General features: G+C 36.8%; 7 protein-coding genes. 6 read left to right on the top strand and 1 reads right to left on the bottom strand.

The genetic code is table 11. The features are described from left to right. The first annotated feature begins 176 nt into the window (after positions 1–176). The 6 genes from J2T03_RS04750 to J2T03_RS04725 all read left to right on the top strand — a co-directional run bounded on the left by J2T03_RS04750 (position 177) and on the right by J2T03_RS04725 (position 12,101). Positions 177–3,218 (top strand): SusC/RagA family TonB-linked outer membrane protein, encoded by a 3,042-nt coding sequence (locus J2T03_RS04750; RefSeq protein WP_307209739.1) that lies wholly within the window; start codon positions 177–179, stop codon positions 3,216–3,218. Between the two features lie 18 nt (positions 3,219–3,236). Next, a complete protein-coding gene (locus J2T03_RS04745; RefSeq protein WP_307209737.1) occupies positions 3,237–5,309 on the top strand; it encodes a RagB/SusD family nutrient uptake outer membrane protein in 2,073 nt (690 codons plus the stop codon). Between the two features lie 277 nt (positions 5,310–5,586). Continuing rightward, the gene (locus J2T03_RS04740; protein WP_307209735.1) at positions 5,587–7,689 is read left to right on the top strand and encodes a bifunctional aldolase/short-chain dehydrogenase; all 2,103 of its coding nucleotides are present in this window, start codon (positions 5,587–5,589) and stop codon (positions 7,687–7,689) included. A gap of 192 nt (positions 7,690–7,881) precedes the next feature. Next, positions 7,882–9,162 carry a sugar isomerase gene (locus J2T03_RS04735; protein WP_307209732.1) on the top strand — a complete coding sequence of 427 codons (1,281 nt, stop codon included), beginning with the start codon at positions 7,882–7,884 and terminating at the stop codon, positions 9,160–9,162. A 395-nt stretch (positions 9,163–9,557) separates the two neighbouring features. Further along, positions 9,558–10,946, top strand: a complete 1,389-nt coding sequence (locus tag J2T03_RS04730) for an FGGY-family carbohydrate kinase (RefSeq protein ID WP_306842090.1) — start codon at positions 9,558–9,560, stop codon at positions 10,944–10,946. A 3-nt stretch (positions 10,947–10,949) separates the two neighbouring features. After that, positions 10,950–12,101 carry an alpha-hydroxy acid oxidase gene (locus J2T03_RS04725; RefSeq protein WP_307209730.1) on the top strand — a complete coding sequence of 384 codons (1,152 nt, stop codon included), beginning with the start codon at positions 10,950–10,952 and terminating at the stop codon, positions 12,099–12,101. A gap of 207 nt (positions 12,102–12,308) precedes the next feature. Here the strand turns inward: J2T03_RS04725 and J2T03_RS04720 are convergent, their stop codons facing one another. Further along, complete coding sequence (locus J2T03_RS04720) at positions 12,309–13,355, bottom strand: GntR family transcriptional regulator (RefSeq protein WP_306842094.1); 1,047 nt, start codon at positions 13,353–13,355, stop codon at positions 12,309–12,311. Positions 13,356–13,554: the final 199 nt, after the last annotated feature.

The following is a 13,554-nucleotide window of genomic DNA, read 5'->3' as shown; positions in this document are numbered from 1 at the left end:
TTTAGTTAATTATTTTACTGAATGTTTGATGATTTATAAGTTATTTATGATCTATTTTAATATATAATTTAAATATTTGCGGTTAATTATGATAAATTACGAATATTTTAATACAGGATATTGCAGGATGCCCGAATTTTTGTAACGGTGTATTTTGGTAACATAAAAATTAATATATGTCTTTGATAGTTAAACACAAAAATATAAAGCGAATAGTGTTTCCGGCATTTATGCTTTCAACAAGTTTTGTCTGGGGGCAAAAGACGGTAAATGATACTGTGAAAAATGGTACAAAAGATATTGAAGAAGTAGTTGTTATTGGTTATGGTAAAGTTAAGAAGTCAGATTTAACAGGATCTGTTTCTTCAGTTTCGGCAAAAGATTTAGCGGCCACGCCGGCAATGAACGCTTTACAGGCGTTGCAGGGAAGAGCTGCAGGTCTGAATATCGTGACAGCGGGTGGAGCTCCGGGAGCCAACGCAAATGTTACGATCAGGGGAGGTTCTTCTATTACTCAAAGTTCTGATCCGCTTTATATTGTAGACGGTTTCCAATTGGATAACGCTTTGAATGTGATTCATCCTAATGATATTGAAAGTATCGATGTACTAAAAGGAGCTTCTGCCATTGCCATTTACGGGGCCCGTGGTTCCAACGGTATTATTGTTATTAAAACTAAAAGCGGGAAAAAAGGAAGAACGGTTATCACCTATAATACTTTCATGTCATTTGATATGCTTTCAAAAAAACTGGATATGCTCTCAAATCCGGAACAATATGTAAAGTATCAGTACGAATTGGGAGTGCTTCAGTCCAAACCATCAGCGTGGAGTAATGTTTTTGACAATAATCTGGGGACAGATTCACCAGGATTTTATTCCGGAGCCAATCAGAGAATTGCCAATCGCTACGGATCTGCTTCTGCATTAGACTGGCAGGAAAAAATGTTGGGAGGAACAGGATTAACTCAGAACCACAACGTAAACGTTTCTGTAGGAAATGATAAAACACAGGCATTCATCAGTTATAATTACAATAAACAGGATGGATTGCTTCAAAACTTTAGCGAGACAAGAAACTCATTACGTGCCAACATCAATTCAGAATTGTATAAAGGGGTAAGAGTAGATTTCAATGCCATGTTTACGAACAATTCTGTGAACGGTGGAGGTGCTTATTCAGGAATGAAAAAAATTCTTCTTCAGCCTATTACGGGAGGTACATTATTTACTCAGGATCGTTTGTTCAACACTCAAACTTTCCCGGATTTCTCAGCTTTGGATTCTGGTTTCGATACAGAAAATCCATACATAGAAACCCAGGCCTCAACTTCAAACAAACGTACAAGAACATTCGTAGCCAATGCAGGTGTCGAATTTGACTTCCTGAAAAACTTCACATGGAGAACCGCCGGACAGTATAGCTGGACAAACAGCAAATCAACATCATTTTCAGACCGGAATTCCCGTGCGTTTCTTACAGATCCTATCAACACAGGAATCAACGGAAGTATTGCCAATGCAGAAACATTCCGTTATCAGATCACCAATACTTTAAATTATAATAAAACTTTTGGTGAAAAGCATAAAGTAAATGCTTTAATCGGGAACGAAATCTGGTATGAAGAATCCGAAGGAAGCAGCATGAAACTTACAAAGTTCCCTTACCCGAATTTCGGACTGGATGATATTGCGAACGCAACAGTAGCCGATAAAAATACAGACAGATCAAGCAACAGCTTACTGTCCTATTTTGCCCGTGCGAATTATAATTATGATAATCGTTATTTAATTACAGGAACAATCCGTGCGGATGGTTCTTCAAAATTTGCAGAAGGTTCCCGATGGGGATATTTTCCATCTGTAGCAGGTGCTTGGCGTGTTTCTCAGGAAAATTTCTGGCAGGATCATAAGATCAATAAAATCGTTAATGATTTCAAATTAAGAATTGAATATGGGGTAACCGGTAACAATGGGGTCGCTAATAACTTATGGAGAACCAATGTTTTACTGACAGATTACCCAATAAATAATACTCAGGGATATCCGGCATACGTTACAAGTACAAACTGGGGAAATCGTGATCTTCAGTGGGAAGAGCTGAAAACAACCAATATTGGTGTAGATTTAGCTTTTTTTAACAATAGAATTAAATTAACCTCCGAATGGTATAACAATAACGTAAGCAAAATGCTTTTCGAAAGTGTACTTCCCGTTTCTTCAGGATATTCAAGACAATATCAGAATATCGGTTCCATGAGAAACAGAGGGATGGAATTCACGCTAAATACAGTGAATTTAAAATCAGAAAATTTCAGATGGACAACCGATCTTAATATCTCTTTCAATAAATCTAAAGTTCTTTCTCTTGAAAACGGGCAACTGAATAAAACATTCAGTGTAGGAGGCAGCAGAACGGGAATGGTGACCTACTATGCAACTGTAGGAGAAGAATTAGGCGATATGTACGGATATATTTATCAGGGAGTTTATACTACGGATGATTTTACTCAAAATCCGGACGGATCATTAACCTTAAACCCAGGCGTTGTAAAACCTGCAACCGGAACTCCTAAACCGGGCGATATGAAATTTGCTGCCGATAATGAAGCAGGAGACCAGTTTACAAGAAAAATGCGGAAGATTGGAAACGGTACTCCGGACTTTATCGGGGGCATCAGTAATAATTTTTCTTACAAAGGCTTTGACCTGGCTGTATTTATGAAATTCAGCGTTGGAAATGATATTTATAATGCTACTAAACAAAGTTTAAGTCCATATGCGATGTTCCAGAATGTTCCTTCGGAATTCGGAAACAATTATTATCATTTGATTGATCCTAATACGGGGCAGGCAACAACAAATTTAGTAAGATTAAAAGAACTGAATCCGAATGAAGGCTCAAGCCTTTGGAGTTTAAGCAATACAAACACTTCGAATATTGCCTACCCATCATCATACTATGTGGAAGACGGTTCTTATCTGAGAATTGCCCAGGTAACATTAGGATATTCTTTTCCTAAAGAATTTTTAAATAAAGTGATGCTCACCAATGCGCGTATCTATTTTACCGTTAATAATTTGGCGACAATTACAGGGTATTCAGGTTATGATCCTGAAGTTTCGGCGGCAAGCGGGGTGACTGTTACACCTGGGTATGACAGTTCTACATATCCTCGTTCAAGAAGCTATGTTCTTGGTCTTAATTTAACTTTCTAATATATAATATCTAAAATCATGAAAAATATATATAATACTCCCATATTTCTAAGAAAATTAGTCATTCTTCCCTCAATTTTCGTTGCTGTTTTAGCCATGAATTCATGCAGTGAAGATTTTCTGGACCAACCCGCCTACAATTCATTGGATACAGAATCTGTATTTAAAAATATAGATACTGCAGAGATGTTTGTTCTGGGCTGTTACAGAGGTGTAGTTCCAACTGAAATGTATTATCAGTTAGGAGCTGGGGACACAGTAACCCACTCTTCAGAAGATGGCTCTACAAATAATTCCAAATATAACATTGCCAACTATCAATATGATGCTTATACCCCGAATACAGTAACAGGGATTTATTCTGCGATGTATGCGGTTATTGAAAGAACAAATATTGCGGTGAGCGGATTAAGCAAAATGGAAGCCAGTACAAAACGTGATGCTTTATTGGCTGAAGTGAAGGCCATTCGTGCATTTTGTTATTATAATTTAATTCGTGTTTACGGAGACGTCCCTTCGGTTTTTAAACCTCTTGATGAGATGGATCCGAATGACCCGAATACATTATATCCAAAACGTACCTCAAGAGATGAAATTTACGATCGTATCATTGCGGATCTTCAGGAATCCGTAACCAACGTTCCAAGCTTTGGGCAAAGTGGATACGCAACAACAGAACGTTTAACAAAACAGGGAGTCAATGCCTTATTGGCAAGAATTGCTCTTTATGCAGCAGGTTATTCCCTTCGTTGGGACCTGAATACCGGAAGCGGGGCAATGATGTCGCGTCGCAGTGATAACAGCAGAATTCAGCAATTGTATCAGATTGCGGATAATGCCTGTGCCACTATTATTAACGGAGGAACCAATTCTTTGGTTCAGGCTCAGAGTGGCAAAAGTGGTTTTGAAGCCTTGTGGTTCAATTTCTGCCAGAGAAAATTTTCAGTGACAAACTCAGAAATTCTTTGGCAAATTGCTGAGTACGGGGCAAATACAAACTCAGCTTTTGGAGTGTACGCCAATGAAGGTTCTCATAGAGGAACGTACGGATCAAGAAAGGCATTACAGTTCATTCTTCCTAGTTATTATTTGTCTTTTAATCAGGGAGATACACGTAGAGATGTTTCTTGTACTTCTTACAGTGTATATTTCTTAAATAATGGTTTACCCGGTGATACCTGGGTGAATGCCGGAACTACATTTTCCTGCATCCTGTCAGGTAAATTCAGAATGGGATGGTGTGTGGCGCCTCAGGCGGCAGATGCACGTAATTTAAATATTCCTGTTTTAAGATATGCAGATGTTTTATTAATGTATGCAGAAACTCAAAACTATCTCAACGGAGGACCTACTGCTGCAGGAACTGCTGCTTTTATGCAGGTAAGAAACCGTGCAGGAATCGGGGCTATACCGGTTCCGTCCGGTCAGCAGGCATTTGAAGCGGCTATTGTTCAGGAGCGTAAATGGGAGTTTGCCGGAGAGTTTAATCTTCGTACAGATTTGATTCGTATGAATCGTTTAGCAAGTGAAATTGATGCAACAAAACAGGCGATGAAAAACCTGTCAAATAGAACGGGAGCCTATGCAAATACACCTGTTTACCGACTTTATAAACTTGAAAAAAATGCTCAGATTTATGGTGATCCGTTTTTGGCATTAAAATATATTGATATTACGAGCCCTGCAGAAATTGCAGTAATTACTAATGTTCCGACTGCTGATTTCGCGAATTATCAGACTGCATTAAGAGCTATTGCAGTAGCACACGGACAAACCACAACAACAGATGACAAATGGTATCCTGCAAATATGTTCCAGGCTTATAACAGTACATTTAACAGCAATGCAAAAAGGACAGCCGGATTTATAGGAGCCGCTGCGGGTCAGCTCCAGATCGGGAGTATTATCTACACAAAACCAACCGGTTCAGCAGAAAACGGAGGAACGTATCCAAACTGGATCGAAGGTGGAGGAGATGGTCTTTTCTACGGATTTGTACCGAATAAAACAGAATTGTTGCCTTTTGCTGCGCAGTCAGCGGGACATCCTTTAGTTGATAATCCAAATCTGAGTCAATTACCCGGATATTAATTTTAATTAACACTTAAATATATTTTAACCATTAATTAAATTAATCTTTAACTGCTTACATTTTATTAATGGTTAAATTTTTAAACCAGCCTTTTTTAATCACAAAATATTAACTATAAAATATCCTCAGTCGGATTGTTTTATAAAGATGAATTAAATAACAAAGATTCAAATGTTAATTTATCTTTAAATACAGTATTTACCAGTATAGTACGGGATGCTGTAAAAGATATTACAGTCTAATTTTGGATAAAAATTCAGAAATATAAGTAAACAAATGGAAAAAGTTAAAACATTCAAATACGTAGACTATTTATGGGATGAAAACAAAGCGGCGTCTTTGGGAAATGATCAGGTTGCTTTATTTTTATACCGCTCAAACATATTAGGGGCAGATTTAAGAATTACCAATTATGGAGGAGGTAATACAAGTTGCAAAACCATCGAAAAAGACCCGCTAACCAACGAAGATGTTGAGGTTATGTGGGTAAAAGGCTCAGGTGGTGATATCGGAACACTGACAAGAAAAGGAATTGCAGGATTATATACAGAAAGACTAAGAAACTTGAAAAATGTATACCAGGGTTTAGCAGATGAAGATCGAATGGTGGGCCTGTTCAATCATTGTATTTTTGACTTGGATAGTAAAGCTCCTTCTATTGATACACCTTTACATGGTTTACTTCCATTCAAACACATCGATCATCTTCATCCGGATGCTTTAATTGCAGTAGCAGCCGCAAAAGACAGTGAAAAAATTACAAAAGAAATCTGGGGTGATACAATGGGCTGGGTTCCATGGCAGCGTCCGGGTTTTGATTTAGGATTACAATTGGAAAAATGTTTAAACGATAATCCAGGAATCAGAGGAATTGTGTTAGGGAGTCACGGATTGTTTACCTGGGGGGATACTTCTTACGAATGTTATATCAACAGTTTGGAAGTTATCGAAATGGCTTCTGAATATATTGCTAAAAAGATTGAAGAGAAAGGACAGGTTTTTGGCGGGCAAAAAGTTGAATCTCTTCCAGCTGACGAGCGTAAGAATAAAGCAGCTCAATTGATGCCGTTATTACGTGGCCTGGCTTCTTCTGAAAACAGAATGGTAGGTCACTTCACAGACAGCGATGTCGTTTTGGAATACATCAACAGTAATGATTTGGAACGGTTAGCACCATTGGGAACTTCTTGTCCGGATCACTTCTTAAGAACTAAGATCCAACCGTTAGTTTTGACTTTAGATAAAAATGAAGATTTAAGCGATTCTAAAGCTATTTTAGAAAAATTAAATCCTCTTTTCGAACAATACAGACAAGAATATAAAGAATATTACGAAACGTGCAAACATTCAAACAGCCCTGCAATGCGTGACCCGAATCCGGTGATCATCATTTATCCCGGAGTGGGAATGTTCAGTTTCTCGAAAGATAAGCAGACGACTCGTGTTGCCAACGAATTTTATGTAAATGCAATCAATGTAATGCGTGGAGCAGAAGCCATTTCCGAATACACATCTTTACCACGACAGGAAGCCTTTGACATCGAATATTGGTTGCTTGAAGAAGCAAAATTGCAGAGAATGCCAAAAGAAAAACCATTGTCAAGAAAGGTTGCGATCGTAACAGGAGCGGGAGGCGGAATCGGGCAGGCAATTGCTGACAAAATGGTTCAGGAAGGGGCAGTAGTTGTTTTCACAGACTTAAATCAGGAAGCTTTAAATTCCGTGACAGAAAAATACAGCAAAGATCAAGCTGTAGCAGTTACTTGCGATGTGACTAATGATGAGGCGATTGCAAACGCTTTTAAAGAAACTGTTCTGGCATTTGGCGGAATAGATATTATCATTCATTCTGCAGGTTTGGCGATTTCTAAATCACTGGAAGATACTACCACAAAAGACTGGGAATTGCTTGAAAATGTTTTGGTAAAAGGTCAGTTCCTGATGGCAAAAAATGGAGTGGAAATCATGAAAAAGCAAGGTTTAGGAGGAGATATTGTCAATATTGCAAGTAAAAATGGCTTAGTTGCCGGTCCAAATAATGTGGCATATGGAACTGCAAAAGCAGCGCAACAACACATGACAAGATTACTGGCAGCAGAATTGGCAGCAGATAAAATCCGCGTTAATGTGGTAAATCCTGATGGAGTTATCGTAGGAAGCAAAATCTGGGAAGGAGCCTGGGCAGAAGGTCGTGCAAAAGCAAACGGAATTTCTGTTGAAGAGTTGCCCGCATTTTATGCAAAAAGAAATTTATTAAACGAAATTATTCTTCCCGAAGACATTGCCAACGGAGTTTTTGCTTGTGTTGCTATTTTAGATAAAACAACAGGAAACATCATCAATGTAGACGGAGGAATGGCAAATGCATTCCCAAGGTAAATTTGAAGATCTAACCACAACAGTCACAAAAGTTATTAGTGATTTAGGCAAATTTAGAAAAGAGAAAAAGGTTTTAAAGATCTTTGATTTCACCCTTCTTTTTTGAACTTTTGTTTTCAATAATTTTAAGCTTTAAAAATGATCAAAAGCTTTTGTGATTTTTGTGGTAAAAATAAATTTAAAAATCAAATCATGATTATAGGAAAAGATATCATTGAACAATACAATAAAGCGGAAATTGAAAACTTTACTGCAGATTTCGATTTTCTACAAAATAAATTAACAAAATCAGGCGCAAATGTTGCTGAGATAGTCAACAAAATTGCTGATTTTCAGGTGGCAATTCCGAGCTGGGCTTTGGGAGCTGGAGGAACACGCTTTGGAAGATTTTCTTTCGGTGGCGAACCTTCTTCTTTAGAGCAAAAATTAGATGATGTAGGTTTGATTCATGCTTTAACACATTCTGCGGGAGCTGTTTCATTGCATATTCCATGGGATATTCCAAGTGACGTAAAAGCAATTAAAGAAAAAGCAGTTTCTCACGGACTTGTTTTTGATGCCATGAATTCCAACACATTTCAGGATCAAGCCGGAGCTAAACACTCTTATAAATTCGGTTCTCTGAATGCTGTAAATGAAGATTCAAGAGCTTATGCTGTGGAACACAACAAAGAAGTGATCAGGATCGGAAAAGAATTAGGTTCAAAAAGCTTAACGGTTTGGTTGGCAGACGGAGCAAGTTTTCCGGGACAATTGAACTTCCAGGCAGCATTATCCAATACTGAAAAAAGCTTAAAAGAAATTTATGCAGGAATGCCGGAAGACTGGAAACTTTTCATCGAATATAAACCTTACGAACCAAATTTCTATTCAACAACAATTCAGGATTGGGGAACTTCATTTATGTTGGCCAATGCTTGTGGCGAAAGAGCTTATACACTGGTAGATTTAGGTCATCATTTACCCAATACCAATATTGAGCAGATTGTTGCAACCTTGATGTACAAAGGAAAATTAGGAGGTTTCCATTTCAATGACAGCAAATATGGAGATGATGATTTGACGGTGGGTTCCATTAAACCTTATGCTTTATTCTTGATTTTCAATGAATTGGTGTACGGGATGGAAAACAATCCTCAAAATCCTTATCCGGCCTGGATGATTGATGCAAGCCACAACATCAAAGATCCGTTGGAGGATTTATTACAATCTCTGGAAGCTATTTTAATTGCTTATGCACAGGCACTTCTGGTTGATCAGAAAGCATTAAAAACAGCCCAATTAAACAATGATGTCGTTGGTGCACAGGATATTTTGCAGAATGCGTACAGAACAGATGTTCGGCCGTTACTTAGAGCTGCAAGATTGCAGACTGGTGCAGCATTAGATCCGGTTGCTGCTTACAGAAACTTAAAGGTAAGAGAAAATTTAATTACCGAAAGAGGCTTAGAAACCAAAGCAACGGGATTATAAAATCCTGTTTAAAATTGATAATTTCAACTTTTGAGTGCAATCGAAAGTTTTTATTATATGTATCCTTATATTTTTATCATTAAGGTTGAAAGTGTTTGGATGTAGGATATTGGCTTTGCTGCTTAAGAAGTAAGTGGATTTTTTCTTAATGCATCCTATTATCTGAACACTCCTTAATGGTGGAAATCTAATTTATAGTTATATTACTTTGCTGATTATAAGCTGAAGGTTCAAGAACGCAGTTCAGTCTTTGCAGCCTTAAAACTGTATAGTAGTAAAAAAATCTTTGTGAACTTTACGCTAAAATAGATAGTTTCGTTCCTGGCAAAGACAAAACAGAAATTTTTAAAAATAATTTTTTTATTTCATAAAACTCAATTTAATTCATCGCAAGAATGTCCAAAAAAAAGAAGGTAACCATAGTATTTGATATTGGAAAAACCAATAAAAAGTTCTTTTTATTCGATAAGAATTATAAAGAAGTCGTCCGGGAATATACAGAATTACCACTCACCACTGATGAAGACGGTTATCCTACAGAAGACCTTGGAGCCCTGCAAAATTGGATAAAAGATAATTTTAATGCCATTCTTGATAATGAAAAATATGAAGTAAAAGCAATCAATTTTTCCACATATGGAGCAAGTTTTGTGCATCTGGATCAGAAAGGAAATGTTCTGACTCCTTTGTACAATTACACCAAACCGATGGATCAGGAAATCCTTGATTTATTTTATGAAAAACATGGAAGCAAACTGAAAATTGCCCGTGAAACAGCATCACCTCAGGCGGGAATGCTGAATTCAGGTCTGCAATTATTTTGGTTGAAATATAAGCATCCGGAAATATTCAGAAAAATCCGTTACAGTCTTCATTTACCTCAATATTTATCGTATTTGTTTACCGGAATTTGTGTGTCGGAATTTACTTCAATAGGTTGCCACACCAATTTGTGGGATTATGACAAAGCTGATTATCATGACTGGGTGTATGAGGAAGAAATAGATGCTTTATTACCTCCAATTGTGCCGACTTCAGCGAGTATCAATACTTCTTACAGAAATAAAAAAATAAAAATTGGCGTTGGGATTCACGACAGTTCTTCAGCGTTATTACCTTATATTTTAAGCAAAAAAGATCCGTTTTTATTGCTTTCTACAGGAACATGGAGTATTTCGTTAAATCCCTTTAATGATGAAAGTCTGACTGATGAAGATATAGAAAATAATTGCCTGAATTATATGCGGATTGATGGGAAACGTGTAAAAGCATCCCGTTTTTTCATGGGAAATGAATACAAAATTCAGGTTGAAAAATTATGTGCTTATTACGGAAAAGAATATGGTTTCCACAGAGAAGTGCAGTTTGATCAGGATCTGTATCTGCGTTTAATGAAAAATAAAAATATCTATTTTCGCTTTGAAGGAATTATTTTAAAACGAAAAATGATCAGTGAGACAGATTTAAAATCATTTGCTACTTTTGAAGAAGCTTACCATCAATTAATGATAGAACTGATGGATTTACAGATTCATACGATTAAAAACGCAATCGGAAATTCAGATATTGAAAACATTTACATCGATGGAGGATTTACTGATAATGACGTATTTATGAAGCTTATGTCTCACCATTTCCAGCATTACAATGTGATGTCTACACATTCTCCGTTGGGTTCTGCATTGGGCGCTTCTATGGTGATTTCGAACAAAAAAATAGACGAAACTTTTTTACAGCAGCATTATCAGATGAAAGTGCTTCAACCGTTAATTCTTAATTTATAAAACATGTCATTTCCATTTGATACCCGTTACGCTTCGCTTGAATTGTTGATCGAAAGAGCTAAAAAAAAGATGCCCCGCTTTGCTTTTGAATATCTGGACGGAGGTTGTAATGAAAACATCAACCGGGACAGAAATACGAGTGAATTAAGAGAAGTTCTGCTTCGTCCGCAATACCTGAACAATAATTATGTGGAAGCCAATATGGAAACTGAATTATTTGGAGTTAAATATGCCGCACCTTTCGGGGTTTCTCCTGTCGGTTTACAGGGATTAATGTGGCCTAATGCCCCCGAAATTTTAGCAAAAGCGGCTTTTAAACATAATATTCCTTTCATATTAAGTACAGTTACAACAAGCAGTCTTGAAAGAATTTCTGAATTAACAGAGGGAAAAGCCTGGTATCAATTATACCATCCGAGAGAAGAATGGCTGCGCAATGATATTCTCGACCGCTGTGAAGCTTCCGGATACGATGTACTCGTTGTTTTAGCTGATGTTCCCACTTTTGGATACAGAGCAAAAGAAATAAGAAATGGCTTATCAATGCCACCTCAAATTAATTTCCGAAACGTTTCCCAAGCTTTGGCAAAGCCTCAATGGTGTTTAGAGATGCTGAAACACGGAGTTCCGAGTTTTGCAACGATGAATAAGTATATGGATAAAAACATGAATGTGAAACAGCTGGGCCAGTTCATGAATTCTACATTTTCCGGCAGATTGAATTCAGACAGAATTAAGGCTATCCGTGACAAATGGAAAGGAAAACTGGTCATTAAAGGTGTTGCTTCAGATGAAGATGCCGCAGAAGCAGTTCGTTTAGGATTCGATGGAATGATTATTTCAAACCACGGCGGAAGACAGCTTGATGCGGGTGAATCTACGATTGCAGTTGTGAAAGAAATCAGCGAAAAATATAAAGATCAGATCAAAATAATGATGGATAGCGGTGTAAGAACCGGCCCGGATGTCGCCCGCGCTTTAAGTTGTGGTGCAGAATTTACCTTTATGGGAAGAACTTTTATGTATGCGGTTGGAGCCTTAGGTGACAAAGGCGGTGATCATATTATTGAAATGCTTAAAATGCAGTTCAGACAGGTGATGGAGCAGCTTTGCTGTGAAAAACCGGAGGATTTGCAGAATTTTAGAGTGAAGTAATTAGCAAAACAAATATAGTAGGAACGGGCTTTAGCCCGTTTTTCATTGTAAAAATCCGATTGGCTTTAGCCGAAACTTACATAATATATCCAGAGTTACACTCAACGGAGCCTATTAAAAATTTATGCGAAAAGTAATTTTTTAAACATAATTAGAATTTTAACTGAAAACTATGTAATCGATTGCGTTAATTCTTTTAAAAAAAATCTATAATGAATCCCTCTGAATAAACTTAAAAACATTATTCACCTGTTCCTTTTTATTTTTCAAAATCATGTAGGCTGCAGATTCTCCCATAGCTTTAAAATCTGTGGTAATTACTGTAATTCCAAGTAACTCTTTAAGAGGCGTTTCGTTATAGGAAATAATGCCGATGTCTTTGCCCAACTCAAGATTTTTCTGTCTGATCTGCTTAACCAGATTCACCAGATCCCGTTCCCGAATCGTGATGAAAATATCTTTATCCTGCAATTCCATGTCGGGATAAATTTCGTCAAGAATTTCATAATCTAATTTAAAATCCTTACAAAACTTCTCAAAACCGCGGACAATACGAAAAGGATAGGGGTGAATGGATTTATCGGGATAAACTAAAATAATTTTTTCGTATTTCTTTATCTTGTCTAAACCTTCCTTTAAAGCATTGTAAATATCATGTTCAAAATCCTGAAAAATAGAGCCGTATTCTCCGGAAATGTTAGGCTTGGTATTGTCCAATAACAACAACTTGTTTTTCGGGATTTGTTCAATCATATCTAAAACTTGCTGTGTTGAGCTGGTATGTTTAGACTGTTCATCACGAAAATGAGGCATGATTACGTAATAATCAAATCCGCCCAGGTTCTTTTTCAGGGAATTAATGAAAAGTGTTTCGTCACAGTGGTAAATATACATTTCAACATTGCCTTTGGTACCGATTGCATTGACAAAATAATTGTAAATCATCATTTTATAGGTACTCGGTTTGTTGATCAGAAAGAAAATGTTGATCACGTCGTTTTTGTTAATACGTGAGATATAATACCCTTTTCCCTTTACAGATTCGATGATTTGTCTTTTCCGGAGCTCTTTATAAGCTTTTTCTACAGTATCTCTTGAAAGAAAACATGATTCACTGAGTTCGTTTATGGAAGGGATTTTTTCACCAATCTTAATCTCTCCACTATCAATTCCATTAAGAATAGAATCTACAATCTGTTTGTATTTAGGAACTCTGGAATGCTCATTGATTATTATTTCAAATGTTTCTGCCATGATATTGAGATAGGAGATATTTATTTCAGTTTAAAAATAATTCAAAAGTTAACGAACGGCGTAGGGCAAGTTACAAAAATTTATAATAACTTTTTTGATATGTTTTTAATGATTGTAAATGTTAAATATTGATTGTAATGGTGATTGTTCCGGTATATATTATAACGGAAAAATGCAATTTTAGTATACAAAGTTAAAC

It is taken from the genome of Chryseobacterium lathyri (assembly GCF_030812195.1).
GTDB classification, from domain to species: domain Bacteria; phylum Bacteroidota; class Bacteroidia; order Flavobacteriales; family Weeksellaceae; genus Chryseobacterium; species Chryseobacterium lathyri_A.
The sequence above is the reverse complement of the archived record's forward strand: the minus strand, read 5'-3'. Positions and strand labels throughout refer to the sequence as shown.

Excerpts from the sequence above, each read along its gene's own strand:
- J2T03_RS04750 (WP_307209739.1), top strand. The coding sequence starts at position 177 with ATGTCTTTGATAGTTAAACACAAAAATATAAAGCGAATAGTGTTTCCG.
- J2T03_RS04745 (WP_307209737.1), top strand. The coding sequence starts at position 3,237 with ATGAAAAATATATATAATACTCCCATATTTCTAAGAAAATTAGTCATT.
- J2T03_RS04740 (WP_307209735.1), top strand. The coding sequence starts at position 5,587 with ATGGAAAAAGTTAAAACATTCAAATACGTAGACTATTTATGGGATGAA.
- J2T03_RS04735 (WP_307209732.1), top strand. The coding sequence starts at position 7,882 with ATGATTATAGGAAAAGATATCATTGAACAATACAATAAAGCGGAAATT.
- J2T03_RS04730 (WP_306842090.1), top strand. The coding sequence starts at position 9,558 with ATGTCCAAAAAAAAGAAGGTAACCATAGTATTTGATATTGGAAAAACC.
- J2T03_RS04725 (WP_307209730.1), top strand. The coding sequence starts at position 10,950 with ATGTCATTTCCATTTGATACCCGTTACGCTTCGCTTGAATTGTTGATC.
- J2T03_RS04720 (WP_306842094.1), bottom strand. The coding sequence starts at position 13,355 with ATGGCAGAAACATTTGAAATAATAATCAATGAGCATTCCAGAGTTCCT.